This is a genomic window from Chthoniobacterales bacterium (assembly GCA_036569045.1).
Classification (GTDB): domain Bacteria; phylum Verrucomicrobiota; class Verrucomicrobiia; order Chthoniobacterales; family JAATET01; genus JAATET01.
Map to the genome: position 1 here is coordinate 19,268 of DATCRI010000089.1, position 26,648 is coordinate 45,915.

General features: G+C 62.1%; 16 protein-coding genes. 8 read left to right on the plus strand and 8 right to left on the minus strand.

The window, feature by feature from the left end; all coding sequences use genetic code 11:
- Nucleotides 1-76: 76 nt before the first annotated feature.
- Nucleotides 77-523: a transcriptional repressor gene (locus tag VIM61_16545; GenBank protein HEY8902021.1), complete on the plus strand. Its 447-nt coding sequence runs from the start codon at nucleotides 77-79 to the stop codon at nucleotides 521-523.
- On the opposite strand, the gene VIM61_16550 is transcribed toward VIM61_16545, so the two are convergent.
- Together VIM61_16550 and VIM61_16555 are read right to left on the minus strand one after the other, a co-directional pair.
- Complete coding sequence (locus VIM61_16550; GenBank protein ID HEY8902022.1) at nucleotides 520-1,683, minus strand: hybrid sensor histidine kinase/response regulator; 1,164 nt, start codon at nucleotides 1,681-1,683, stop codon at nucleotides 520-522. The two genes, VIM61_16545 and VIM61_16550, sit on opposite strands and share 4 nt — an antisense overlap.
- Nucleotides 1,680-4,772, minus strand: coding sequence for an ATP-binding protein (locus VIM61_16555; protein ID HEY8902023.1), 3,093 nt, complete (start codon nucleotides 4,770-4,772; stop codon nucleotides 1,680-1,682). Before VIM61_16555 ends, VIM61_16550 begins: the two co-directional genes overlap by 4 nt.
- Before the next feature lie 141 nt (nucleotides 4,773-4,913).
- Between VIM61_16555 and VIM61_16560 the strand changes: the two genes are divergently transcribed.
- Together VIM61_16560 and VIM61_16565 are read left to right on the plus strand one after the other, a co-directional pair.
- Nucleotides 4,914-6,032 (plus strand): efflux RND transporter periplasmic adaptor subunit, encoded by a 1,119-nt coding sequence (locus VIM61_16560; protein ID HEY8902024.1) that lies wholly within the window; start codon nucleotides 4,914-4,916, stop codon nucleotides 6,030-6,032.
- Between the two features lie 11 nt (nucleotides 6,033-6,043).
- Nucleotides 6,044-9,169 (plus strand): efflux RND transporter permease subunit, encoded by a 3,126-nt coding sequence (locus VIM61_16565; GenBank protein ID HEY8902025.1) that lies wholly within the window; start codon nucleotides 6,044-6,046, stop codon nucleotides 9,167-9,169.
- A gap of 500 nt (nucleotides 9,170-9,669) precedes the next feature.
- On the opposite strand, the gene VIM61_16570 is transcribed toward VIM61_16565, so the two are convergent.
- The 6 genes from VIM61_16570 to VIM61_16595 all read right to left on the minus strand — a co-directional run bounded on the left by VIM61_16570 (nucleotide 9,670) and on the right by VIM61_16595 (nucleotide 19,833).
- Complete coding sequence (locus VIM61_16570) at nucleotides 9,670-10,026, minus strand: hypothetical protein (protein ID HEY8902026.1); 357 nt, start codon at nucleotides 10,024-10,026, stop codon at nucleotides 9,670-9,672.
- 8 nt (nucleotides 10,027-10,034) lie between these two features.
- Nucleotides 10,035-15,539, minus strand: coding sequence for an RHS repeat-associated core domain-containing protein (locus VIM61_16575; protein HEY8902027.1), 5,505 nt, complete (start codon nucleotides 15,537-15,539; stop codon nucleotides 10,035-10,037).
- Between the two features lie 144 nt (nucleotides 15,540-15,683).
- Nucleotides 15,684-17,345 (minus strand): LamG-like jellyroll fold domain-containing protein, encoded by a 1,662-nt coding sequence (locus VIM61_16580; GenBank protein ID HEY8902028.1) that lies wholly within the window; start codon nucleotides 17,343-17,345, stop codon nucleotides 15,684-15,686.
- 258 nt (nucleotides 17,346-17,603) lie between these two features.
- On the minus strand, nucleotides 17,604-18,092 hold the full coding sequence (locus VIM61_16585) for a hypothetical protein (GenBank protein ID HEY8902029.1): 489 nt from the start codon (nucleotides 18,090-18,092) through the stop codon (nucleotides 17,604-17,606).
- A 10-nt stretch (nucleotides 18,093-18,102) separates the two neighbouring features.
- Complete coding sequence (locus VIM61_16590) at nucleotides 18,103-19,200, minus strand: hypothetical protein (protein ID HEY8902030.1); 1,098 nt, start codon at nucleotides 19,198-19,200, stop codon at nucleotides 18,103-18,105.
- Between the two features lie 15 nt (nucleotides 19,201-19,215).
- Nucleotides 19,216-19,833, minus strand: coding sequence for a hypothetical protein (locus tag VIM61_16595; GenBank protein HEY8902031.1), 618 nt, complete (start codon nucleotides 19,831-19,833; stop codon nucleotides 19,216-19,218).
- Nucleotides 19,834-20,376: 543 nt separating this feature from the next.
- Here VIM61_16595 and VIM61_16600 point away from each other — a divergent pair.
- The 5 genes from VIM61_16600 to VIM61_16620 all read left to right on the plus strand — a co-directional run.
- The gene (locus VIM61_16600) at nucleotides 20,377-21,156 is read left to right on the plus strand and encodes a response regulator transcription factor (protein HEY8902032.1); all 780 of its coding nucleotides are present in this window, start codon (nucleotides 20,377-20,379) and stop codon (nucleotides 21,154-21,156) included.
- Nucleotides 21,157-22,025: 869 nt separating this feature from the next.
- A complete protein-coding gene (locus tag VIM61_16605; protein ID HEY8902033.1) occupies nucleotides 22,026-22,292 on the plus strand; it encodes a hypothetical protein in 267 nt (88 codons plus the stop codon).
- Between the two features lie 888 nt (nucleotides 22,293-23,180).
- Entirely contained in the window at nucleotides 23,181-23,717 is a 537-nt protein-coding gene (locus VIM61_16610; GenBank protein ID HEY8902034.1) for a hypothetical protein, read from the plus strand.
- Between the two features lie 74 nt (nucleotides 23,718-23,791).
- The gene (locus VIM61_16615; protein ID HEY8902035.1) at nucleotides 23,792-24,634 is read left to right on the plus strand and encodes a UbiA-like polyprenyltransferase; all 843 of its coding nucleotides are present in this window, start codon (nucleotides 23,792-23,794) and stop codon (nucleotides 24,632-24,634) included.
- The coding region (locus VIM61_16620) for a hypothetical protein (protein ID HEY8902036.1) at nucleotides 24,627-26,648 on the plus strand (2,022 nt) is incomplete at its 3' end. The genes VIM61_16615 and VIM61_16620, both read left to right, overlap by 8 nt.

The following is a 26,648-nucleotide window of genomic DNA, read 5'->3' on the forward strand; positions in this document are numbered from 1 at the left end:
AAGTGTCTTTTGTAAGGAATCCACCTTTGATTACGCGTGGATTGCACGGGCACGCTGATCGCGTTAGTTTTTCTTCGTGAAATCCCTGCCGTTGGAGGACCGCGTCGAATGGGCGCTGAATTTCTGCCGCGAGAAGGGCATGCGCCGCACGCATGCGCTCCGGCAGATCCTGCGCACGCTCTTCAAGCTCGGCCGGCCGATCGGCTGGGCGAATCTCGCGAAGGAGCCGGCGCTGGCGGATTCCTGCGATCCCTCATCGATCTTCCGCATTCTCGTGAAACTCGAGGAGATCGGCCTCGTGCGGCGGATGGGCTCACCGGAGCGCTCGTATTACTTCATGCTCACGCTGCCGGGCGAGCACCATGAACACATCATTTGCCGCGAGTGCGGGAAGATCGAGAATCTCGAGGTGGAGTGCCCGGTCGAGAAACTCGAGAAGAAGGTGAAATCGACGACCGGATACAGCGACGTGTATCACGAGCTCGAGTTCTTCGGGGTGTGCCCGACCTGCCAGACGGCCTAAGCCGCGGGCAGCGTCACGATAAACGTCGCGCCGGCGCCAAACTGGCTGTCGCAGCGAACCGTTCCTCCCATGCCCTCGGCCATCAATTTCACGATGGAAAGGCCGAGACCGACGGAATGTTCATGGCTCGCGGAGCGGTCTCCGAGGCGGGTGAACGGACGAAACAACTGGCGCTGATCCTCGGTGGACAGACCCGGGCCTTCATCGCGCACGGAAATCACCACGTCGCCATCGGTTCCCGCGTGGACATCGAGCCAGATGCTGGAATGCGGCACGGAATATTTGACCGCGTTCGACACGAGATTCGTGAGGATCTGGCGGCAGGCGGTCCCGTCTCCGCAGATCACGCTGTCATCGGTTTTCGCGAAAAAGCGCAGGTTCTTCACCCTCGCGGCAAGCTGGTGGGCGTGGATCGCAAAATCGAGCAGCGGCCCGGTTTCGACCGGCTCTTTCTGGAGCGTGAGCTGGCGCCGCTCGAGGGCGTCGATGTTCAAAAGATTCTGGGCGAGCGCGATCATGTGCTCGGCCTCCACCCCGATGTCGCGCAGCAATTCGCTCATATCATCCGCCGGAGGGGCAGGGGTGTCTGCGAAGAGCCGGGAAACCGTGACGACGTTTCCAAAGGCGCCGCGGATGTCATGCGAGACGATGCCGAGGAAGCGATTCTTGTCCTCGTTCAACCGCCGGAGGTGCTTGCTGAGACGCTCGAGCTGATGGTTGTAGGTGAGCAGCATGTCGCGCGCGGCCTTGAGGTCGAGATGCGTGCGCACGCGGGCGACGAGCTCGTCGGCCTTGAACGGCTTCGTGATGTAATCGACGGCGCCGAGTTGGAAGCCCTGAAGAACGTCGTCCGTATCCGCGCGGGCCGTGATGAAGATCACGGGGATGTCGGCGGACTCCGGGTCCGCCTTCAGCGCGCGACAGACCTCCAGGCCGTCCATGATGGGCATCATGATGTCGAGGAGGATGATGTCGGGCTTGCGATTGCGGACGAGGGCGATGGCCCGCGCGCCACTGGGCGCGGCGAGAATTTCGTAACCGGCCTTCGTGAGATGGCCGGCCAGCACCTGCAGATTTTCCGGAAGATCGTCCACAATGAGCACCAGTCGCTTTCGCGACGTGAGCGAGGCATCGGGTTGATTGGAGGGAGGAGCGATCATGGCTGGACAGGAGAACCATTGTGAATCTCACCGGTCAGAATTGCAAATTCCTGCAAGACAGTTTCCATCCCGGCGAGATCGAAACGCCCTGCGCAGGCGGCCAGGCGACGCCCGTAATCCCGCAGGAGCGGGTGGTAATATTCGTCGCCGAGCGACTCGAGATGACGCCCAAAACTCTCCACTTCGCCCATTAGCGGCGCGTGCATGAGCGTCTCCCAGGTCTCGCGACAGCGCTCGAGATGAGGGCGGAGTTCCTCCAGCCTCGCGGCGGGCAGGGGAGCGGTGGAAGGAGCGGGCTCCGGCACCGGGGCGGGCTCGACGGCCTTGCTTTCCGCCCGCACGCGGCAAAAATTGCGCATCTGGCCGGCCAGATCTCCGCGACTGATCGGCTTTCGCAGGTAGCCGTCGCAGATCGGCTTGAGCGCAGCCTCCTCGCTCTGCATTGCGGAGGCGGTGATCACGATGATCGGGATGTGCCGCAACTCTTCGTCGGCCTTGAGCAGGCGGGTGGCCTGCACGCCATCCATCACCGGCATGCGCACGTCCATGAGGATGACATCGGGGCGTTCGCGGCGGGCGAGGTCGATCGCCTCGCGGCCATTCGACGCCTCGACGAGCTGGTGATCCGTGCCGAAGAAAAACGCGCGGATGAGATCCCGGTTCATCATCACGTCATCGGCGACGAGCACCTTGCATGGCTCCAGATCGGCGAGGTCGTAAGCCTGCACGGCCGGTGCGGCCCCGGGCTGGGGCAGGGGAGCCGCGGCGAGCTTGATCTCGGGAAACGAGAACCGGAACGTGCTGCCGTGGCCCACCTGGCTGCGAATGGAAATCTGCCCGTGCATCATTTCCACGAGCCGTTTCGTAATGGTGAGGCCCAGGCCAGTGCCGCCGTATTTCTTCGTGCTCTGGCCGCTCTGCTGCGTGAACTCCTCGAAGATGCTCTGCTGCTCGTGCTCGGAAATGCCGATGCCGGTGTCCTCGACCTCGATCGTCAATTCCACGGCGTCGTGCCGCGCGTCGAACGGGCCGGTGAAAACCCGCAGCGTCACGCCGCCGCGCTCGGTGAACTTGAGAGCGTTGCCGACGACGTTGAAGAGAATCTGCCGCAGGCGGACCTCGTCGAGGAGCAGGCTGGCCGGCACCTCGGGCGCAATCTCGAGAGCGAGCGCGAGATCCTTTTGCTCGGCTTTCTGCGAAAAGATGTGCTGCACGTCCCGCAGCACCACGCGGATGTCGATGGCGTCGTATTCGAGCCGCAGCTTGCCCGCCTCGATTTTCGAGAGATCGAGGATGTCGTTGATGAGCGCAAGCAGGGTGCGGCCGCTCGACGTGATCGCATCCACGTAACTCTGCTCCCGATTGCCATGGGTGAGGCCGCGCAGCAGCTCGGCGAAACCGAGGATCGCATTCATCGGCGTGCGAATCTCGTGGCTCATGTTCGCAAGGAACTCGGATTTCGCGCGGTTCGCGGACTCCGCGCTGGCGATCGCGTGCTGAAGCGCGGATTCGGCGCGCTTCTTCTGCGTGATGTCGCGCACGAGGCCTTCGTAGTAGCGCGGCCGGCCTTCGGCGTCGGTGACAACGCGGGCGTTCTCGTTGATCCAGACCGTCGATCCGTCCGCACAGCGCACCTCGGATTCGAAATCCGTGACGACGCCGTCGCGCTCGATGCGATCACGAAACTCCTGCCGGCGCTGCGGGTCGACGTAGAGACTCGTCGCACTGACCATGTGCTCCGTGAAGTCCGCGACCGACGCGTATTTGTAGATGCTGGCGAGCGCGGAGTTCGCCTCGAGGTAGTGGCCATCGAGATCCGTGCGGAAAATGCCGTCCACGGACCCCTCGAAAATCCCGCGGTAATTGCGGCCGGCATCGATCAGCTGCCGCGCAACGGCATTGAAAGCCTGGCCGACCTGCCCCAGCTCGTCGCGAGTATCGAGCTGGACGAGAATGTCGTCGTCGCCGGCCTTCATCCGCTCCGTCGCCTCCTGCAACGTGTGCACGGTGCCGATGATCGAGCGGTAGAAGGCGATCCAGAGATAGGTCACCGCGAGGATTGCCACGAACGCGACGGCGAACAGGGCGATCAACTGACTGCGCAGCGAGACGATGCGATGCTCGAGGACGACTTTCAGCTGCCCGGCGGCCCGCTGCCAGAGGCGTGTGTTGCTCGCGAGCACGAGCGCGGCGGCCTTTTGATATTGGTCCGCGCTGAACCGCGCCCGACCGCCGGGCTCGGCGGTGTCGTCGATCAGCCGCAGGAGCGAGCGGGTGGCCGCGGAGAATTGCGCGAGCGGCTGATCGAGCGCCGCTTGCACGGTCTGGCTGCGGTTGTTTGCGAAGGCCACGCCGAGACCGCGCTCGAGTTTCTCGAGATGAAAGCGGAGCAGACCGCCCTGCGTAAGGAGGCTGTTGAAGTCCGATTCGTCGAGGGCGGGAGCGCCGACCGCCCCGCCCTGCGCGCCGACAATTCGCGTCGTGCGGGCGACCATGCTGGAGCTCTCGGGAAGTTTCAGCAGGATCGCATCCATCAGGTAATACGAGTCGAGATCGGGATCGAGAATGAGGGTGCTCTGGTCGCCGACGTAGGCGCTGAGGTCCTCGACATCGGCATTGAGCTTCTGGAACTGCTGGTCGCTGATCTCGGGAGTGAGCTTCGGGAGCTGCGTCTTCAGGTCCTCCCAGGACGCGCGGAGAATGCGGAGGCGCTTCGTCGTATCGAGTCGATTGCCGAGGGTTTCGTCGACCTCGCCGAGGGCGGCGAGCAGGGAATCCATCTCGGTCTGCCGCGTGGAATAATGCTGGATGGCGAGCGGCTGCTTCTCCAGGTAGGCGCCGGCGAGCGACGCGGCCTGCGGCAGCTCGTCGTGGATGGCATTCAGCGGCGCCAAATAATCGACGCCGTCGATTTCCAGCTGCGCGACGCGGATTTGCTCCTGAATGCGCGCGTTCAGGAAGATCAGCACCAGCACGAGCGGCAGCGCAAAGAACAGGCTGATGAGGATGAATTTGTGGGGAAACGTCAGCCGGTTCAGCAGTCGAATCGCCGGTGAGAATCCGGATGACGAGCGGCGGGGGCGGGACATTTCCCGCTATTTTCGTCTCTTTCCGCGGAGAGGCAAGCGCCCACGAGCGGCGACAGCCTCCCCCGCTTGCCGAACGCCCAAATCGCCCTATCGTCCTCGCATCGGGCGCAACCGTGGCCGATTCCTCGTGTTTTCCTGCGTATGCGGCTCCTCACCCTCCCGATTTCCCTGTCCCTGGCGCTGCTTGTTTCCGGTTGCGGAAAACGCGAACGCGCGGCCGCTCCCCCGCCGCCCGTCCCTGTGGAGCTGGCGACCGTCGAGGAACGCACCGTGCCCGTCGAGTTGCGCACGATCGGCGCCGTCGAACCCATCGCGACCGTGCAACTCAAGTCCAAGGTCCAGGGCGAAATCACGAAGGTCCTCTTTGCTGACGGCGCGGTGGTGCAGGCCGGCCAGCCGCTTTTCGAGATCGACCCACGCCCGTTCGAGGTCACCCTGCGGCGCGCCGAGGCCGATCTCGCGCAGGCCCAGAACGAGGCCAAAAACGCCCAGGATCAGGCAAATCGCTACACGAAGCTGAACACCCAGGGCGTCGCTTCGAAGGAACAATACGCCCAATACCTCACCACCGCCGCGTCCACGAAGTCCGTGCTCGCCGCCCGCCAGGCCGACGTGGATACCGCCCGGCTCTCGCTCGAATGGGCCACCATCACCGCGCCCATCAGCGGACGCGCCGGCGCCGCGTTGCTGAAAGCGGGCAACATCGTGCAGGCAAACACCGACATCCTCACGATCATCAACCAGATGCAGCCCATCTACGTGAGCTTCTCGCTGCCGGAAACTCAGCTCGCCGAGGTGCGCGCGTGGATCAGCAAGGCGCCGGTCGGCGTCACCGCATTCGACCCCGATTCGGGCAAACCGCTCGGCGCCGGCGTGCTCGATTTCGTGGATAACGTCGTCGATCGCCAGAGCGGCATGATCGCGCTGAAGGCCACGTTTCCGAATCCCTCGGAGACGCTCTGGCCCGGCCAGTTCGTCGACGTCGTCGTGAAACTCACCGACGAACCTGGCGTCCTCGTCGTGCCGTCCACGGCCATCATGGAAGGCCAGAACGGCGCGCAGGTCTTCGTCGTGAAGGACGGCGTCGCGACGCTGCGAAAAGTCGAGACCGAGCGCACCATCGGCGACCACACCGTCATTCGCTCCGGCCTCGCGGCAGGAGAATCCGTCATCGCCAGCGGCCAGCTTCGCGTCGCCACCGGCGCGAAGGTCACCTCGGCCAAACCCGCCGAGGCCGCGCCGGCCTCGACCCCGCGCTAACGCCGCCTGGAATGAGCCTCACCGATCCCTTCGTTCGCCGCCCGATCATGACGACGCTCGTCATGCTCGCGATCCTCGGCTTCGGCATCCTCGCCTACACGAAGCTGCCCGTCAGCAACCTGCCGAACGTCGATTTCCCCACGATCACCGTCTCCGCGAGTCTCCCGGGCGCAAATCCCGAAACGATGGCCTCCGCCGTCGCCACGCCGCTGGAAAAGCAATTCTCCTCCATCGCCGGCATCGACTCGATGTCCTCCTCCAGCGCTCTCGGCTCCACCAGCATCACGCTGCAATTCGCGCTTTCGCGCAACATCGACGCCGCCGCGCAGGATGTGCAGACCGCCATCTCCAGCGCCATCCGCGACCTGCCCACGGACCTGCCCACGCCGCCCTCGTTCCGCAAGGTGAACCCCGCCGAGCAGCCCATCCTGCTCATCGCCGCCACGTCGGATTCCCTCGCGCTCAGCAAGGTCGACGAATACGCGGAGACCCTCGTCGGTCAGCGCCTCTCGACGATCACCGGCGTCGCCCAGGTCGACATCTACGGCTCGCAAAAGTTCGCCGTCCGCGTGCAGGTCGATCCGCGGGAACTCGCCACCCGCGGCATCGGCCTCGACGAGATCGAGACCGCCATCCAGGGCGCGAATACGAACCAATCCACCGGCACGCTGGACGCCGGCTCGAAGACGCGCACCATCCAGGCCACCGGCCAGCTCGCTGACGCCGCCGATTTTCGCCGCGTCATCGTCTCCTACCGCAACGGTTCGCCGATCCGCCTCGAGCAGCTCGCCCACGTCGTCGACAGCGTCGAGGACGACAAGAACCTCGGCTGGTTCAACAACGAACGCGGCGTCATCCTTGCCGTCCAGCGCCAGCCCGGCGCAAACACCGTCGAGGTCATCGACCGGATCCTCGCGCAGCTTCCCACGATCCGCGCGCAGATCCCCGCCGGCGTGAAGCTCGACATCGTCTACGACCGCTCGCAATCCATCCGCGCGTCGCTCCACGACGTCCAGTTCACCCTCGTGCTCGCCGTCGCGCTCGTCGTCCTCGTCATCTTCCTTTTCCTTCGCAACCTCCGCGCCACGTTCATCCCCAGCGCCGCCATCCCGCTCTCGATCATCGGCACCTTCGGCGTCATCTACCTCCTCGACTTCAGCGTGAACAATTTCACGCTCCTCGCCCTCACGCTCGCCGTCGGCTTCGTCGTCGACGACGCCATCGTCGTCCTCGAGAACATCGTCCGCCACATCGAGCTCGGCGAGAAGCCATGGGACGCCGCGCTCGCGGGCGGCCGCGAGATCGGCTTCACCGTCCTGTCGATGACGCTGTCCCTCACCGCCGTCTTCATTCCCGTGCTCTTCATGGGCGGCATCCTCGGCCGCCTCCTCAACGAATTTGCCGTCACCATCGCCGTCGCCATCCTTGTCTCCGGCGTCGTCTCCCTCTCGCTCACGCCCATGCTCTGCAGCCGCTTCCTGCGGGCTCACAAATCCGAAGGGCGACACGAGCGGGAGCAAGGGAATCAATCCAAAATCCAAAATCCAAAATCTCGCGTCCTCGCATTCTACGAGTCCACCCTGCGCCTCGCCCTCCGCCACCACCTCGTGGTCACCGCTCTCGCTGTCGTCATGGCCGGCGTCACCGCGTGGATGTTCCTCCAGGCGCCGAAGGGCTTCCTGCCGAACGAGGATGCCAGCCGCATCATGATCTCCACCGAGGCCGAGCAGGGTATCGCCTTCGAGAAGATGATCGCCCTCCAGCAGGAGGCCGCCGACATCGTCGCAAAGAATCCCGCCGTCCAGGGCTTCATCTCCCGCATCGGCGGCAACAACGCCGCCACGAACACCGGCCGCCTCATCGTCACCCTGAAGCCCCGCAGCCAGCGCGGCCCCATCGAGGACGTCGTCCGCGAGTTCCGCCGCGAACTCGCCGGCATCCCCGGCTTGAAAACCTTCCCGCAGAATCCGCCCACCATTCGCATCGGCGGCACCCAGTCCAAGAGCCTCTACCAGTTCACCCTCTTCGGCCCCGATCTCGACGCCCTTTACGCCGCCGCCGACGTCATGCAGGCCCGCATGGACAGGATCCCCGGCATCGTCGACGTCACCAGCGATCTTCAGATCACCAGCCCGCAGGTCCTCGTCGATATCCACCGCGACAAGGCCTCCACCCTCGGCATCACCGCCGCGCAGATCGAGTCCACCCTCGGCAGCGCCTACGGCGCCCGGCAGATCTCCACCATCTACACCCCGACGGACCAATACCGCGTCATCCTCGAGGCCGCCGACCGCTTCAAGCGCGAGTCGCTCGACCTCGACCGCCTCTACGTCCGCTCCGCCACCACCGGCCGCCTCGTCGCGCTGAACACCGTCGCCACCATCACGCAGAAGGTCGGCCCGCTCACCGTCCAGCACCTCGGCCAGCTCCCCGCCGTCACCCTTTCCTTCGACCTCGCCAGCGGCGTCTCCCTCAGCCAGGTCGTCCCGCAGATCGAGCGCGCCGCCGCCGAGGCCCTCCCCGCCGAGATCAGCACCCAGTTCCAGGGCACCGCCCAGGCCTACCAGTCCTCCCTCGGCAACCTCGGCTTCCTCCTCGTGATGGCCGTGCTCATCATCTACCTCGTCCTCGGCATCCTCTACGAAAGCTTCGTCCACCCCTTCACGATTCTCTCCGGCCTGCCCTCCGCCGGCTTCGGCGCGCTCCTCACCCTCTGGCTCTTCGGCGCCGAGCTCAACGTCTACGGCTTCGTCGGCCTGCTCATGCTCATCGGCATCGTCAAAAAGAACGCCATCATGATGATCGACTTCGCCCTCGACGCCCAACGCCGCGAAGGCAAGTCCCCCGCCGACGCCATCTTCCAAGCCTGCGTCGTCCGCTTCCGCCCCATCATGATGACCACCCTCGCCGCCACCATGGGCGCCCTGCCCATCGCCCTGGCATACGGCGCCGACGGCGAGGCCCGCCAGCCCCTCGGCCTCGTCATCGTCGGCGGTCTCCTCCTCAGCCAGCTCGTCACCCTGTATTTGACGCCCGTCATTTACCTCTACTTCGAGCGCCTCCAGGCCCGCCTCACCCGCGGCCGGCCGTCAAACCCGAATCACCCCTCCACGTCCCCCGCTCCGATTGCGGCCTGAAAACCCGTTCCGCTTGGAGGGAATCGCTTCGTCGGCTCCGCGGAATCCCAAAAAGCAGCTCCAATTTCTCCAAAACCGCCGCCGATCAGGGATATTTTGGATCATTCCACGAGTGTTGGATCGGTGAGCCACGAGACCTCGCCATCCCTGCCCAACGAAAGCTTCCCGTCCAAGCCCCGTGCTAGCATCGCCAGAGACATCCGCCGATTCGCCTCGTCTCGGAAAATCTCCCTCCCACCGATTCTTGCGCGCCATCACATGGTGAAACGCCTCGGGGTATTCAATGCACAGCCGTCCCGGCATGCCTCAGAAAGAACTTAACCCGCCTTAATCTCTCAAAATTGTTGATCGCCTCCCCTTTGATTTCACGAACACCCAGCTGATTTCTTCAGACCAACTACAGACGATGATTCGATGAATGTGGCTCCGCCGGCCCCCATCGCGATCGCCTCACCATCTCTGCTTCCCCATTTACCTTTGTTTATCTCGGTTCGCACCGCTCACCAACTTGTCTTTATCAGCGCCATCTGAATATTTTCGTCGAACACTAACGCCCTAAGCTTATCAGCATTCCTTGCTTCACTCCTCCCGCTCGCTACCGACTGACCGTTCTCAAATTCGACTGCCAGCTTAATCTGAAGATCAGTTTTTCCCCCAACATCCCATCGGATAATCTCAGAAGCACCGCTTGGAATATCGGCGACGCTCAGTCTTAAATCCCCTTGAGTCAATATGGCCTTGCTAATTTTTTGACTTGTTTTGTTAACAATCTCGAGCTGAGCGAATTTATCAAACTTCGTTAGACGATTGCAGCCAGCCACGAAAATAAGACTTATCAACAGAGTCACAGAAACCACCAATTTTCTCATCTTGGCTTTGGGGGCAATGGTTGATTTGCAGGAACCGGGACTTGACCGGGCCAGTAATTTATAACGTTTTTAGGGGAAGAATTGCCTAGAAATCGGCCCGGCAAAACAGATTCCCATTTTACTCCCCATCCCATTCTTTTTGTTGCATATTTAACGAACGTATTACTATTGTTTCCCGGAGCGAGACCCAGTAAACCACCTTCTCCGGTGAAAGGATCTGAATATTTTGAATTCGGCCAGTTTTGCGGAGAATTCGGATCTTGAGAAGCATACTTATAAGCTTTTGCAATTTGCACAAGCTCGCGCCATTTCGCATCCATTTCCTCGTCGTCTTGAGACATGAACACCGCCGCGACGTCATCGCCACTAGTTTCAAGATACCGCATATATGCGATAGCAACTCGATCCTCGCTCCACGTTGACCATTCGCGCTGCGCACTCATATGATCAGTCCGCCTCCAAATTTTCCAATCATTTTCGGCTCGGTCACCGTATGATGGGCTCCTCATCAAATCAACTGAAGCATTGATCTCTCCTCCTCCACTTTGAATCTCGCTCAAAGTATAGTGCTTATTCAAGTCCGCTTCAAAATCACCTTTGAAATAAACAAGGATAGCGTGTTTTAGCCCAAGCTGAATTTCCGATCCCGTGACGGCAATGAACGAGCACAGCCCGAACGGATCGAGATGATTGACCAAATCGTTCCCTACGAATCCGTATAAATTTAATCCACCTTTTTCCCCAATAGGATCGAGGCTTAACCACCTTCCCGTTTCAGGATTATAATACCGATACCCGTAATACAGCAGCCCAGTTTCCCAATCCGTGAATTTGCTGCTAAATCCAAACGGATTGAGCGCGGCATACTCCCCGCTAGCCCGGATAACTTCGCCGAATGGCCCGTATTCATAATCCGCCACACTCTGCCCGTTGCTGGTATCCACAAGGCGGATGACATTGCCATTCAAATCACTGGCTACCTCGAACGTCTTGTTTGCGTAGTAGTTGCGCTCCAAGAGCAGGCCGCCCACGCCGCCGGCTGCCTCCAAGCTGCCGCTGGCATCCAGACCCCACGCGTAGCTGCGGATCGGCTGGCCCGCATCGCCCACCTCGGCTTGCAGCAGCCAGCCGTTCCACAGGAATCGCGTGTGGTCGTGCAGCAGCCAGGCGCTATTCACCCACTGGTAAACGAACTTTTCCACCCGCCGGCCCTGCCAGTCGTAGCGGAACGTCAACTTGCGCTTCTGCGCGGCGGGCACCGTCGGCACGCTTTCCATCGCCACGAGCCGGTTCTCGGCGTCCCACGAGTAGCTCCACAACCCATCCGACACGAGGTTGCCGTCGTTGTCATACCCGAAGCTCTCCGGCGTCTTTGCCACCAGCGCCGTGCGCGCGCGCGTCGTCGTCCCACTCGCCAGCGTCGCCGCGATCGTCTCCGCCACACTCACCGGGCCCGAGGTGTTGCTCGCCGTGAGCAGTTTGTAAAAATACCCGCCCTTGCGGCTCGTCGCCGCGCCGTTCACCGTCACTGTCGCGCCCGGGTTCGCGCTTCCCATCACGTCCACCGCTCCGGGCACCGTGCGGCTCGTGATCTGGTTCAACGCATTGGCAGTGTAGGTCGCCGTGCGCCCGTTCACCGTCGTGCCCGTTGCTCCGCTGCGGTTCCCCGCTCCGTCGTAGGCATACCCGTATTGCTGCCCCTCCACCGCGCTCGCGTCGCTCCATTTCCGGCCTCCGCTCGTCACCTGCCCGAGGTCGTCGTAGCCGATCGTCCATTTCGACCCATCGTCCCACGCAATCTCCTTGCGCCGGTTCCGGCTGTCGAACTGCGTCGTATCCAGACTGCGCGTGCCTGCCGCCGCCGTGTGCGTGATTTTTTGAAGCCGGTTCGAGCCGTCCCACAGGCGCGTGCTCGTCATCCCGCCGGTGAAGGTCGTCGTCAACAGGAGATCGGAGTTCGGCACATATCCGTAGGTCGCCGTCCCGAAAACCCCCATCTTGACCGTCTGCAGCCGACTGCTGGGATCGTATTGATAACTCACAGACTGACCCCAACTCCCGGTCGTGCCCGTAACGGCGCTCACCCGTCCAGAAGCATCGAATTTCCGGCTGTTCGCCACTCCCGCCAGCGGCCCGAGCGTGATCGCCTCGCTTTCCTCGCCCAACGTGTAACCGAGCAGATGTTTGCCGGCCGCGTCCGTCACCTTCGCGGGTCGGTTGATCCGGTCGTAGGTGATGCTCACGTCCGGGGTCGCATCCGCGTAGTCCATCGTCTTCACGTTACCTCGCTCGTCGAAAGCGTATATCGTCACAATATTCCGCGCGTTCGTGCGATGAAAGAGGTGATTGTCCGCCGTGTAGTCGTATTGCACATGCTTTACCGCGGCGTCGGTCTTTGTCGTCAATAAACCCGTGGCCGGATTGTAGGTCCACGTGGTTTTGTCGCTCGCGCCCGCCGTGCGATAGGTGTAAAGCTCCGTCCGATCGCCGTAACTGTCGATCGTCAGCGTCATCTTGTAAACGCCCGTTCCGGAGATCCCCGTGAGAAAGCCCCGCAGATCGTAGCCGCGCACCTCCGTCTTCCCGTCCGCATACGTCGTCGTGAAGAGCTGCCCGGCCCCTGGCTGGCCCGCCGGCACATACTGGTAGCTGGTGGATTGGCCCGCCACCGTCTGCGAGGTGAGGAATGCCCCGGTGTAAACCGGGTCCGTGATCACTCCGCGCGGGTCGGTCATTTTATCGAGGCGGCCCAGGCCGTCGTATTCGTAGGAGGTGGGTTGCGCCACGGTCGTCGTGCTGGCGGATATCAAGCGGCCCGCGACCGTCGTTGCCACGGCCGGCGTGGAGGAATCCGACGCCACGGTGGTGGCCGTCACGGTCTGCGTGGCGCGGTTCACCACGGAGGTCGTGGTGGTGGCCTTCCCATAGCGATCGACCTGCACCGTGCGGTCGAGCATGGTCGCCCCGCCACCGCCGAAGAGGGACTTTTGCGAGGAAAAAGGCGTGGGGGCGCCGTCGGCTCCCTCGTAGCGGGAAACGCTGCGCACGGCACACCAATAGCCGGAATCGGTCGCGTAGGTGGCGCTGAAATCCGTCACCTCGTCGGTGCCGGCGACATCAAGCGTGCCATTGCCATTCACGTCGCGACCTTGCCGCGAAAGCTGGCCCAACTCGTCGTATTCGAAGAGTTCCGCCGCTTCCCCCGGCACGGTGCGTCCCGTGCGCAGGCCGCGCAGGTCCACCGTGATGATGCTCGCGAGCGTCGTGCCCGTGTAGCCGGGGCGTTCCTCGCGCACGAGATCGCCGAGGACGTTCGTGTAGGTCTTTGTCCACCGCGGCGAGGCGGCGCTGCCCACGAACTCCTGCGTCCACTGCCCGTTGGCATCCGCCCCGTAGTCGTAATACTTCGCGATCACGCCCGTGCCGGTAATGCTTTTCACCGTGCCGTCCGCATAGTGGTCGGTGATCTCGGTCCCCCCGCTCGGTAGCGTGCGGGTGACCGTGCGACCGCCATTCGTGTAAGTGGTAGTCGTCGTGAGACCTTCCTCCGTCGTTTCGGAGGTCACCCGGCCCGCGGCGTCGTAACCCGTGGAACTCGTCAACGTCAGTCCGCCACCGGTGCGAGTGACGCTGCGCACGCGATCCTCCGCGTCGTAGGTGTAGGTCGTCGAAATACCCTGGCGGCTTTCGGTCTGCACCCGGCCGAGGGCATCGTAGGCCGTGTAGGTAGTCGGGATGCCCTGCTCGTCCTTTTCCCAATCCTTCCGATTTCCCGTCCAAGCAGCCTCGTAAAGAACGCGCCCATCCTTCGTGCTGCTGGTCAGCCTTCCTTCGGCGTTGTAACCGTGGACTGTCTTCGTGACGGGGACATAAGACCCACTCAAATAAACCTGCGCCTGCTCCTCGAGCACGAGGCCACCAGGACTGAGGATCAAGATTTCCCGAGTGGTCTTTTCGGTAATGCCCTCGGGCGAGGCGTCCGTGCCATGCGTAATGGTCTTGCGCAAATAGGCGCCCGACCCGGCGGTGAATGCGCCTCCGCTGTAAGTGCCAAGTTCATATCCATAATGGTCCGCCCGCCCATCAGCGAAGACCTCTTCGGCGATCTGGTTCGTGAATGGAGCGACGGCATATCCGGTGTAGGTGACGACCTCCGATTCGTTGCGCAAGGCGGGATGATCATACACCGATTCCCCCGGCTGGCCGTTTACATCTTCATAGTAGGCATAGCGGCTGGCGGTGTCGCCAAGCCCCTGACCGAACGCAGTAACCGTTTCGCCCGCGGGAACCGTGGAAAAAACGGAAACTCCGCCGTAATAACCCCCTGGATAGGATGACGCATAATAGTTGTGCTGAACGTAATTCGACAGATTAATCTGCGGCGTTGCCGGAGCGTCCTTTCCCGGACGGTAAGTCTTATCGAGATTCCCGTAACTAAATTGGTTGCTGCTGTATTCGTAGAACTCCCAATATCCATCCGATCGAGCGAAAGACTTTACATGGCGATAGCCGCCGCCGTCGGCGATATTCTCGTAAAATGTGTAATCCGTCGTGATCGGCGAGCCATCGGGGTCTTCAATGCGTTGGACGATCTCCATTCCCCACGCGAACATATGCTTCGTTTCGATGGTCTTGAGCGCCACGATGCCGGTGGCCGGATCGGTCACAGTCCGCGTGACCTTTTTGTCGCCGTTAACGAGATTCATCGTGCTCAGTGTCTCCAAACGGCCCCCCCCGCGATTATAGCTCCATGCCTCGGTTGCGGCATCATGGGTGAAAGCGTTTACCGTGGTGATACCGCCACGAGTTTCCGAAATGCTCACAGCTCCGGCGGGCGCTCCACTGGGATTTTCCACCGTCCATGTTACATAGGGCGAACCGGAGGGCACATAGGCACCGTTCACCTTGCTGCCGGTAAGATAAAAGCGAATTTCGTATTTGGTTGCGCTTAGCGTGACGATATCGGCCAGGCATTCCGGCGACTTGATTTGCTGCAGAACGCCCGCATTACGAATGACATCAACTTCGGCTGAAGGCGAAACATAACGCAAGGCGGCCGGGGTATAGGAGTTCGCCGTGATCGCTCCCTCCGAAAGCATCAAGCTGCCCGCCGATTCGCCGGACGATAGCCCGCCCATGGAGAACTGCCAATGCACGCTCTTCAACCCACCATCGCCATCCCCTCCAGTTCCCGAGCCTCCATTATCGCTTTTGGGAACAACGACGACCGACCATGTTTTCTCGGGTCGATTTTTGCAGCCGGGATCGTTCTCAAATGTATCGTTAATGTCGGTTTGTTCGACATCGTCGACTTTGACTTTGTAGCATCCCTCCACCTTCAGGTTAATGTGCAGCGTGCTATATGTCGCCGCAGGAACCTTCAGCGTCATCGCTTGTCCGGGCTTGATGTCGAGGGTTTCGACATTCGTCATTCCATAACCACACGCCACTCCGCTCCCATCGACCGTCTTGTTATTTGACGATTGGCTATCATCGGTCAAGACAACCGAATAAGCTCCGTCCGCGCAAAAATCCCCATAGAATGTGATCGGAACTTTCCCTTCGCAACTCGCACAGCCCATCGCGAATCGCGAAAGGATCAGAGCGGAAATAGCGACTAGTGATCTTAAACTTAGCTTCATGACTTAGTAGGCGGAAAAGATGTCGAGGGCGCGATCCGTGGCGTCGGCCTTGGAATCGACGGTGAAGGAACTGCGGCCGGAGAGATGCTCCAGCGTGCGGCCCATGCCATCGAAGTCGGGGTCTTCCGCGCGATTGTCGATGGTGGGGCTGGGCCCATTTATCTGCTCCCAGCTGTCAGGCATAAGGTCCTGGTCGCTATCGGCCCGAGCAGGGCTCGTCGTGGTCTCCGCGCCATCGAGAATCCCATCGCCATCGGTATCGCTCTTCGTCGGGTCCGTGCCCGCCAGGTATTCCTGAATGTTCGTCAGTGTATCGCCATCGCCATTGGCTCCCGGCAACGCGCCGCCAGGCCCGAAGTAGAAGTCCTCCCACTCGTCCGGCATGCCGTCCCCATCTGAATCTCCGACAGCGGAGGCATTGTAATTCTGACTGACCTCCCCGGCCGTTAGCTCGTAGTTGAAAATTTCCACTTCATCGAGGGCGCCGTAGATGGGCTGCCCCCCGGGGGATTCGTTGCCGAGAATGAGCCCCTTCGCGACAATATCGGCGGCCTTGGGCGAATAGGACCAATTCGGGGAATCTTCACCGGCAAGGACTCCATCGAGGTAGGTCTTGCGCGTGGTGCCGGACCACGTCACGACGACTTGATGCCAGGTCTGGGAAGACCACGTAAACGGCGTGGTGGTGGGATACTCGGTGTAGTGTCCGTTGCCATCGTGCTCGGAATAGATGATCGAGGGCTCGGTGGCATTGAAGAGGAGCATGGCATAAGCCTTCCCTGTTCCCCATGACCCGCCGATCTCGAGGAGCCGGCTCCATGTGCCGCTCATCTGCGCGCTACTCCAGTCCGGCTTGATCCAAAGGCGCACGCTGCCGGTTTTGAAGCTGTAATTGAGCGACCCGTCGGGGCGCTTCCAGTCGTAATTCAGGACATCGCCGATCGCATCGACGCGCACGGCATTGCCCTTCCAGCCGGGAACCGATGTCACACCGCTTGCCGCACGAGGCAACTGCCCCTCGGCACTGGTGAAATTCGCGTCGTCCATCGGGAAATAGGCGATTCGTCGGGGAGTGACATCGCTGGCGTCCATGGGGTCAGTCCCGTCCATGGTGAGTTCCTGCCTGTCGCCCACGCCGTCGAAATCGCTGTCGGGGTTGCCGGCCGATAGCCCATCCGATAGCTCGGTCGCATTGGACAGGCCATCTCCGTCCGTGTCATCCGTGTTGCCGGGGCTCGTGTCCCCGAATTGGGCAATCTCCCAGATATCGGGCAGGCCATCTCCATCGGTATCGCCCGAGGCCAAACCAGCGACGTTGAAGCTGAAGACCATCTTGAGCTGGCCGATGTTTGCGAGGGCGTAGTTTTGGGCGACTGGCACGGGGGCCGCCGAGTTCCACGGATAATTGTCGGCCCAGTTTGCCGCGTAGCCGAAGTTTTTGAGGCTGTCCTTCGTATTGTAGCCAGCCGCGATCAGGCGGTCGTAAAAAGGCTTTGCCACGGCTTTGAGCTGGCCGATGGTCACCGGGGTATAGTTGTTGACTTGCGCCTGGGTTTGGAAGCCCGCCACCATCGCCGTGACCGCCGCTCCCGATCCTCCCGCCAGATTGGCATCGAGATAGGCTTTGGCTTGATACGCCACGTATTTCAGCTGACCCAGATTCACCGGGGCATAGTTGTTTGCTGTCGCGCCTGATTGGATGATCTGCGTGGCGGGAGCCGTCCACCATGCGGGAGGATTTCCCGCCAAGGCATTGCCAACCACCAAGGCACCAAGGCACCAAGAGAGGAATCTCCCGCCGCGGCGCGGAGACGCGGAGGGAATGCGGGCAGGTTTGCTCCCTCGGGAATTCTTCGCGCCTTCGCGCCTCTGCGTGCCACTATTCATAAAAACCCTTGGTGTCTGTGCCGGTGGCGAAAGCCCCTAATTCCCGAACTGCCCCATACTAATATCGCCTTGGGCCTTGCTCATGGTTACCGTGCCGTCTTTGAAAACGGTGAAGGCGTTATTGGGAGTAGCGCTGGTGCCGTTGCCTACGACAAACAGCGGGTCAACAGGAGTGCCTCCCGTCCCATCCCTCCACGCGGTTGGCGACGGAGCAGTCGTTCCATCCTTGGCTTTGTTAACGTTATATTGACCGACAACGAGCGAGTTAAACGAATCGGTCGTGGCGTATTGACCAATCTGGACGGATTTGTTTGCCGGCGTGTTGGAATTGCCCCCAACACGAAGATAGCTCGCGACTGTAGCATAAGTTCCAGCCTGGACATAAGTTCCAGCCTGGACACTGTAGGTGGCAGCAACAAGGCCATAGCTAGCAATAACATTGCCCGGGTTAGCAACGACATCCCCCGCGTGAAGACTGCCAGTCACGATCACTGCGATTCCAAATAGATAAATAATCTTTTTCATTTCGTTTTGGTTAGAATTTCACGCTTCCAATCGGCATCAAGTTGAGTCGACTTTTTCGCTGCTCTCTCGCTTCAGGCCACTTATATGGCCCATTTCCTTCAAAAATGACGATGAGAGTGTTTTCATCGGCCATCGCGCATGCCGACGCTAAGCTTGCCTTGGGACCCGATGACACTGTCTTGTAAGAGAAATCCCCGGCAAAAGAGTCATCTCCAGTGCTATTATCCACATAAATAACCCGATTTATGTTTGGAGATAATCCCGAGACGGTCACTTTTCCTTTTTGAAACTGTTGGATCGAGGAGGCTGCATCAAAGTTGACATGAATATTCCGATCCTCGACATCGGGATTCGAGCCGGTGACTTTCTCCACCGAGTCGGGGATTCCGTCCTTGTCCGCATCGGCGAAGAGCGGGTTCTCACCGGTGATGGACAGGGCATCCGCATAGGCGGGGCCGGCGGGGCTCGCCTGAAAGGACAGGGTGCCAGTTTTTGGCCGAGCCTTGCCGAGGAGCGGCTGGTCGATGAGGGCGAGCTTGCCATCCACGAAAAGGTCCCAGGTTCTGGCTTTGAGGTTCTCGCGAATGGTGAGGCGCATCCATTCGAGGGCGAGCCCCCGCTCGTCGACCTCGAAGGAGTGGCCGGCGTCGACAGCATTGGGGGCAGTGTCTTTACCTTTATCGTCCGACGCGGCGAGGGCGACGATCCGGCCGGTCCCCTGCGTCTTGATGAAGCCGAGCATGGCGCCATTCGCATCGATCGTGCTGAGCGGCGTCTTCGAGCTGTCGGCGGTTGGCAGAATCGCAAAGTCCAGAAAGACGACGCCGTCCGCGGGAATCGGGAAGGTCGTCGTCGCGGCAGCATCATCTCCCGAGGCTGCGATTTCCAGGCTCTGGTTGCCCCCGCCTTTCTCCGCCTGGGTAACCTTCGCGATCCCTGCAGTGCTTTGCTTCCACCCAGCGCGCGTCGCGATATCGGTGCCGGCGGCCAAGCCCTCACTTTCTTCGAAACCAGTCCCGGATGCGGCGACGGCGACGGAAAGCGCCATGGCCGCTGTGGCGAGTCCAAGGGAGAAGCGTGAGAGCCGCAGGGTTTTGGAGACAATCATGGCGATTTGAGCGTTTCAGCCCCCGTAGACGACGCTCACGATGTCACTGGATTGGCCGATCTCCTCGTCGTCCACCACGCCGACGGCGCGGTATTCGCGAGTCTCGGGCGTGCCGGCGACGGAGAGCGGGCTGTCGTCTTCGAAGGGGAACTTGCTGCGTCGAGCGACGAGGAGCTTCCATTCGGCCGCGCCTTTGAGGCGGACGTAAAGGTTCATGGCCTGCACGCCGCTTTTCTTGCCCTTGAGGCGCACGTAGCTGGGGAATGCCTCGGCGGAGAGCGTGGGCTTGTAAGTCTCGGGATCGAAGGAATCGCCGCCGCCGATCACCTGAAGGTCCTCCCCGATGCCGGCGGTGTAGCCGGGGCTGGTCTTGAGATGGCGAATGGCGGCGCGAATCCTGGGCAGGTGATCGCCCTGGCTCTGCTGGAAGGCGCCGAGCGCGGCGTCGAGTGCGATTTGTTTCGCGAGCAGGTCCGCAAGCGGCGTTTGCAGGGCGGTGATCTCGGCCTGGAGAGTGGTCAGCTCCGCAGGATCGAGGCCGAGGGCCGGGGCGTTGGTCGGGAGCTTGGCAGCGAGATTTGCGAGCCAGTCGGAGAGGTTCGCGTAGGATTGCGGGATGAAGTCGGTGGCCATGGGATCGCGGGTTATTCGAGGTGGTTTGCGGAGTTTTCTTTCGGCGAGAGACCCTTGGAGGAATGCGAGCGGGCCTCGGAAGACGGATGGCCGGCTCGCCAGGCGAAAAGGGAGTCTCGCTCGCGGGCGAGGCGACCGGCGGCGCCGATTGCCGGCCTCGGCGTTTGGCGAAGGCCTCTCGGGTGGATGCGAGGGCCTCTCGAAAGCCGGCGAGCCAGGTGGAGAGTCAGCGAGCGACTCTCGGAGGTCGGCGAGACGGTCTCGGTTGACAGCAAGAGCCTCTCGGAGGAGAGCATTGCGGCGGCCGGGCCGGCGAAGACGGAGCTCGGAGAGAATGAGGGCCGGCCGGATTGCACGGCGAAGATGCAAGCAGTTCCCTTGGCCCCTGTCTTTCCGGTGGATGCCCGGAAATTTTTATCGGGGTTTCTTCCCTGATTAGTAGGGGATTATCGGGGGATAATTTCTTGACGTTCGGCCGGCCGGTGAAATTGTGGCCCTGCCCGCGGGGCTCTCTCCATTCCTCATATCGCACCATTTCTCGCCATGGAACCCTCCCGGGAAAATTCTTCAGTCCGTCATTCCGAGGAAGGGCCCCTTGCCCGGATACTGCTTATCGGGGGTTCACCCTGGTTGCGCCACTCTCTGGCAACCCTCGCCACTGCCGAGAAGTGGCTGGAGGTCTGCGGGAATACGGGCTCGTCCGCCGTCGCGCGGCGGATTTGTGAGGAGAAACTGCCGGGACTCATCGTGCTCGACATGGAATTGCCGGAAGGTTCCGGCCTGGGACTTCTGCGCGATCTGGCAAGAATCCGGCCCGACGCGGGCATTCTCGCCCTCGGCGAGCGGGAGGATACGGCGTGGCTTACCCGCGTGTTCCGCGCGGGTGCTCGCGGCTATCTCTCGAAACAGGACGAGACCCGGGAAATTTCTTCGGCCCTGTGGCGGGTCGCCCAAGGCCACCGGGTCGTCAGCCGACGCATTTCGGAACTCGTGATCGGCATCGTGACCTCCGGACAGGGGATGGGCGCGAAGCGCGGCGTCGAAGCACTTTCCCCTCGGGAAATCGAGGTCTTCTCCCTCCTCGGCAAAGATCAGGGACCTACCGCGATTTCCCGCCGCCTCGGAGTGACGGTGAAGACGGTCGAGACCCATTGCCAGCATATCAAGCGCAAGCTCGGCCTGCTAAATGGCAAGGCGTTGAAACAGCGCGCCTTGCAATGGGTGCTCTCCGCCGGCGGGCCGGCAGTCTCGAGCGCGCAATTCCTCTTCGCGGTCATCATGCAATGCCTCACCGGCAACGGAGAGAGTCTTGGGGCCATCTGAGGCGCAAAACCGCATCGACGCCGCCCGGAATCGCGCCAGCACGGCGCTAGGGCCCACATCCTCTCATTCGCACCGGGCATCTTCTCCTGGAGGATTAGCGAAGCTCTCTCAAAGCTTTTGGAACACCTCGACATAGTCGTTTGCGTAGACTTTGCCGAAATGGATCGGTGCCGCGTTGGGCGACAGGAAGGACCGGAATGAAATTTTGTCTCCGGGCAGGACCTCGAGGTCCTTTCTGAAGTAGGAGACCGTATCCGTTCGTTTGTCCGACTTCTCCTGAATCCTTTCACCTCCTTGAAGAACGACGGACTTGGGAGGATCAGAAGCTTCGTCCGGGGATCGCTCAGCGTGGCGTGGGCCAGTCCCTCGGTTCTAAATCTGCGATTTTCAACCGGGTTGCTGGACTTCAACCGTTTGACTCGAAAATCCAGAGGGTTGCTAACGCCTCTCCCCCAGAAATGAGGCGAAGCGCCGACGGTGCAGGAATACAGGATGTAACGCCCGTCTCGATAATTCATCGTATCAAAGACTCCAAAAGCATCCTTTCGATCCTCGAGCCAGTGGATGAAATCCAGCTCGCCGGCCTGGAAAACGTTTCGGGTCTGCCATCGCGCGTGCACCGTATTGATGCCGGCAACAAAGAGGGTGCAAATCATCGCCACTCGCAGCGTCGCGATGGGGAGACAAAGTGTCGTCGGACGCAAACTAAATACCGCCGCCGTTGTCAAAGCGAGATACGGCATCAAGGCTATCCAGTATCTTTCATTCGCCTCGAGACTGCCACTTCGCAGGCCCTCCACCATGAACAGCGCCAGAATGCCGAGGCATCGGACGGGAAAGAGCTCGAGGGAGTTGGCGCGCGATAGAAAATGAAGAACGTGCGCCGGCTTGAACCCGCTGTGCCGGGATCCTGCGACCGACTTCTGGCCCCTCCACGGATGACTAACGGCCAGCAAGGCCAGATACCCGCCCGCCAGGCAGACGGCTACTCCAGCATTGTTCCAAAAGTATCTCGCCATGATCTCACCTTTAACCGTGGCGTCGGATGCAAAGAGTATGCGATTGGAGTTCAAAAACGTGATCTGCCCGTGATCGATCACGGTGGAGAAAACAAGCCGCGCGAGGAAAAACCCTGACGAGAGGAAGCCGAATCCGATGACGTGAAACGCTCCCGTTTTGCCGACCAGAAGCAACCACTGGATGAAGGCAACGATGATGATCTCCGTTCTCATCGTGCTGGCGGCGAGATTGCACACACCGGCCACGTAGAGCAGATAGACATGCCCCGGAGACTTTAGCGACTTGACCAGGCACCAGGTCGCAAGGCCGGAAAGGAGGAAGACGAAACCCTCCGTCATTCCGTTCGCCGCTTCGGTCAACGCGGCCCCAAACCCGAGAAATACCGCTAACGCGGCCAATGCCGACCCCCCACCGAAGATTTCCGCCGCGGAGAGAGTGAACAGGACGATCCCCGACACGTAGGCCGTCCATGACAGGGTCTGATACCAATGGATCGCGGAAAAGGCGTCTGCGCCGTGGCAGAGCGACTGGATGATTCCCCCGATAAATAGCGTGTGGCCCTTTGGCCACGGGCTTCGCAAGCCGACCTCGGACCATAGCATCGGCAGCTCGAGTTTGTCCGTCAGTGCCGAGACTGCCCGCACGGTGCAATCGCCGAGACCGAGCGCCCAGTCGTTACTCCAAATGGCTCTCAGGCCGAAAATGTAAGCGGCAACGAAGAGCGCGGCGATCGCCAGGCTGATCGTTCTTCGACTCATGGGAGTAAACGTCATCAAACGCGGGGATGAAGAAGACTTGTGGGACTGGTGACCATGCGCGCCGCGCCGCCGCGTTGAACTTCAGCAGTTGCATCCTCCGGATTCGGGATCTCATCTGCCGGGTAAATGGAAACGATCATCAGGCGCGGGCGCCCATTCATTGAGGAAAACATCCTACTGTCAAGGTCCGCTCCCGAAGAGAAACGAAGATCGACGCCGTCCGGATTCGCGCCGATATTCGCCGGCATGATCCGCGTGCTTCTTCTCGTTGCCCTCGGCGCCCTGCCTGCGCTCGCCTCCGCCCAGTCGAAGATCCAGTCCGCCCCGCCGGAGGCCTCCACGCCGTCGAACGCGCCGAAGAAAATGCCCTCCTCGGTGCCGACCCCCACGCCGGCCGAAGCCGCCGTCGCCGTGAAGCAGACCAAGCGCACGCCCGACCAGATCGTGGACGAATTCTTCGCCGCGCTGAAGGCCGACAAGGTGGACGCCGCCTACGACACGCTCGACTCCGAGTTTGCCATGGTCGATCGCGGCGACCAGTCGAAGACGATGCGCGCGCAGACGCAGAAGGCCCTCGACGCCTACGGCCCCGTCGTCAGCGCCGAGATGGTGAAGGAGGAAAAACTCGGCACGCACCTGCTGCGCCGCACCTACATCCTCGCCGGCGACGAGCTGCCGCTCCGCTGGAAATTCTATTTCTACAAGCCCGCCGACCGCTGGAAACTCATCGACCTGCGCATTGACGATGCCATCGCGGAGTGGTTCGATGAAAATCGTCATTAGTCATTCGTCATTCGTCATTGGTAACCAGTGATGGCGACGCCTCGAGACAACCAATGATCATTGACCAAGCACCAATGACCGCGCCCGTCGCGCGATTCCTCCAGTTCGTGCGGTTCTCGCACACGATCTTCGCGATGCCCTTTGCGCTCGGCGCGATGGTCGTCGCCGCGCACGGCCTGCCCGCACCGCGCATCATCCTGCTCATCGTGCTCGCGATGGTCTTCGCCCGCACCGCGGCGATGACCTTCAACCGCCTCGCCGACTGGGAGATCGACAAGCGGAACCCGCGCACCGCCGGTCGCCACCGCCTGCTCTCGCGCGCCGGCGCCATCCTCACCTGCGCCATCGCCTCGCTGCTCTTCGTGCTCACGACGGCAGGGATCAATCCCCTCTGCTTCGCGCTCTCGCCCGTCGCGCTGGCCATCGTTTTCTTCTACTCGTTCACGAAGCGCTTCACCCACGCCGCGCAGTTCTTCCTCGGCCTCGCCCTGGCCGTCGCCCCCGTCGGCGCGTGGCTGGCCGTCACCGGCGCCTTCGCCGCGCCGCCGCTCATTCTCGCGCTGGCCGTCGTGCTCTGGCTGGCGGGCTTCGACACGATCTACGCGACGCAGGATTACGAGGTCGACCGCCGCGAGGGCCTGAAATCGCTCGTCGTCTGGCTCGGCATTCCCCGCGCGCTGCAGGCCGCGCAGCTCCTCCACGCCGCCACGTGGCTTGCCCTCGCGGCCTTCGGCTGGAGCGCCGGCCTCGGCCTCGCCTACTGGCTCGGGCTGGTCGCGATCCTCGGCCTGCTCATCTTCGAACACCGGGTCGCCCGCTCCCTCGATGTCGCCGCGATCAACACGGCCTTCTTCCAATCGAACGCCGCCATCGGCGTCGTCTTCGTGCTGACCATCCTCGTCGATCGCCTTGCCTGACGCCACTCCCCAGCGCCGGTTCCGCTGGCTGCGCCTGTTCTTTCTCGGCGCGGCGCTCACCGTCGTGGCCCTCTCGGTCGCATCGTTCATCGCGGTGCAGCATCTCGATTGGATCGCAAAGTTCGCCATCCATCGCATGTTCCCGGGCGTCACCGCCGAGATGAGTTCCCTGCGCGCCGCGTCGTTTCGGCGGCTCGAGGTCAGCAAGCTCACGCTGCGCGCCGCAAAATCGAAGGAGCCATTGCTCACGCTGGAAGGTGGCGTGGTCGTCTTCAGCTTCAGCGACGTCTGGCGCGCGCGGCTGGAGGAGGTCCGCCTCACGTCGCCGAACCTCGTCGTCTCGCCCGATCTCGGGGAAGCCCTCGGCGTGCAGCCAGCGAAATCCGCGCCCGCTTCCCGGAGCGGCGGCGGAAGCGCGCTGAACTGGGCCATTGCCCGGCTCGTCGTCACCGATGGCTCCATGCGCATCACCCGCCTCGGTGAGTGGGCGCCATCCGTCGCGATGAACTTCGCGGTCGATTTCCGAAACTTCGGCGTCGGGGGAGCCGCCGCCAGCGAGGAACACACCACCGAGCTGACGAACGTCTCCGCCGCGGATGCCAACGGCCGCGAGTTCCTGCGCGTGCCATCCATCGGCATCACCTTCACCACGGGCGAACTCTTCACCGCCAGCCGCGTGCGCGCCGTGCGCATCGGCGCGGGCGATCTCACGCTCGCGCCCGGTCTTTTCGACGCCCTTCCGTCTCGCTCCGCCTCGCCTTCCCCCGCGTCCTCCGCCCCGGGCTGGACCATCGGAGCGCTCGATCTTGACGCGCTCCACGTCACCATTCCCAACGCCCCCGGCCTGCTCGGTCGCGCGGCGTTTCGCGTCGGCGCGACGCTTCGGGAACTCGGCGCGACCGGCACTCCCGCCGGCGACGCCCCGCAGGAAGTCAGGCTCACGAAACTCGAGGTTTCCACCGATCTCGAGCCTGATCGCGCCCTGCTCGCCGCGAACTCCGCCCGTGCCCGCTTCACCATCGCCGGCCTCACGAGCCGCCGTCTTGACGAACTCACGCTCGAGAATCCCTCCATCGACGTCGCCCCGGAGAAGCTCCTCCAGGCCGATTCCCCGGCCCCGACAAAGCCCTCCGCTTCCTCCGCGGCCACACCCCCTCCACCGACGTGGTTGATCGCCCGCGTCCGCTGCGATTACGGCGCGCTCCATCTCCGCGACCTCAAGGCCGGCGCCGTCGACTTCGACGCAAAATTCGCCTTCGACCTTCACGATCTTGGCACCGCGGGCGAGGCCGGCAGGAAAGCCCACGAACTCACCTTCTGGGACGCGCGCGCCACCGCCACCGGCGGCAAGGCCGCATTTCTCACGCTCGACGTCGGCACCCTCTCGTTCACTCCGGAGAGCCTCCTCGCCGGCAGGCATCTCGAGGGAGTTCGCGTGAACGGCGGACGCCTCACGGTGGGCGATGCCCTCCAGAAACTCCTTGCCGCCGCACCCGACGCCTCCCCGGCGCAATCCACGCCGGCGGCCACGGACGAAGGCGGCTGGTCCATCGGCACGCTCGACATCGCCGGCATCCGCACGCGCATCGAGGACCGCCGCCCCGGCGTCACCGACCTTCATTTCACGATCAATACGACCCTCCGCAACGTCCAGGCCGGCGGCGCCGCCAGCGCGTTGCTCGAGGAGGTGCAGACCGTGGAGTTCGCGAATATCGACCTGCGGTCCCCGCTCAATCGCGACGCTCTGATCGTCTCGCTGCGCAGCGTATTCGTGCGCTTCACCCTGCGCGATCTTGCCCGCAAACACCTCCGCGAGGTCGTCATCCTTCGCCCCTCGATCTTCCTCAGCCAGGACCTCTTCGTCTACATGGAGCGCGCCACCGCCGGCGATTCCGCCGCGAAACCAGCCGCGCCGGCCGCACCGGCACCGGTCGGCCCGAACTGGTCCGTCGATCACCTCGAGGTGAAGTTCGGCCGCCTCGTGCTCGGTAGCGGCGGCAGCAAGGATGTCGGC

Bases quoted from the DNA above. Each gene is read 5' to 3' on its own strand.
- VIM61_16565 (HEY8902025.1), top strand. From the start codon at position 6,044: ATGAGCCTCACCGATCCCTTCGTTCGCCGCCCGATCATGACGACGCTC.
- VIM61_16560 (HEY8902024.1), top strand. From the start codon at position 4,914: ATGCGGCTCCTCACCCTCCCGATTTCCCTGTCCCTGGCGCTGCTTGTT.
- VIM61_16600 (HEY8902032.1), top strand. From the start codon at position 20,377: ATGGAACCCTCCCGGGAAAATTCTTCAGTCCGTCATTCCGAGGAAGGG.
- VIM61_16585 (HEY8902029.1), bottom strand. From the start codon at position 18,092: ATGAAAAAGATTATTTATCTATTTGGAATCGCAGTGATCGTGACTGGC.
- VIM61_16550 (HEY8902022.1), bottom strand. From the start codon at position 1,683: ATGATCGCTCCTCCCTCCAATCAACCCGATGCCTCGCTCACGTCGCGA.
- VIM61_16555 (HEY8902023.1), bottom strand. From the start codon at position 4,772: ATGTCCCGCCCCCGCCGCTCGTCATCCGGATTCTCACCGGCGATTCGA.
- VIM61_16615 (HEY8902035.1), top strand. From the start codon at position 23,792: ATGACCGCGCCCGTCGCGCGATTCCTCCAGTTCGTGCGGTTCTCGCAC.
- VIM61_16610 (HEY8902034.1), top strand. From the start codon at position 23,181: ATGATCCGCGTGCTTCTTCTCGTTGCCCTCGGCGCCCTGCCTGCGCTC.
- VIM61_16595 (HEY8902031.1), bottom strand. From the start codon at position 19,833: ATGGCCACCGACTTCATCCCGCAATCCTACGCGAACCTCTCCGACTGG.
- VIM61_16590 (HEY8902030.1), bottom strand. From the start codon at position 19,200: ATGATTGTCTCCAAAACCCTGCGGCTCTCACGCTTCTCCCTTGGACTC.
- VIM61_16605 (HEY8902033.1), top strand. From the start codon at position 22,026: ATGAAGAACGTGCGCCGGCTTGAACCCGCTGTGCCGGGATCCTGCGAC.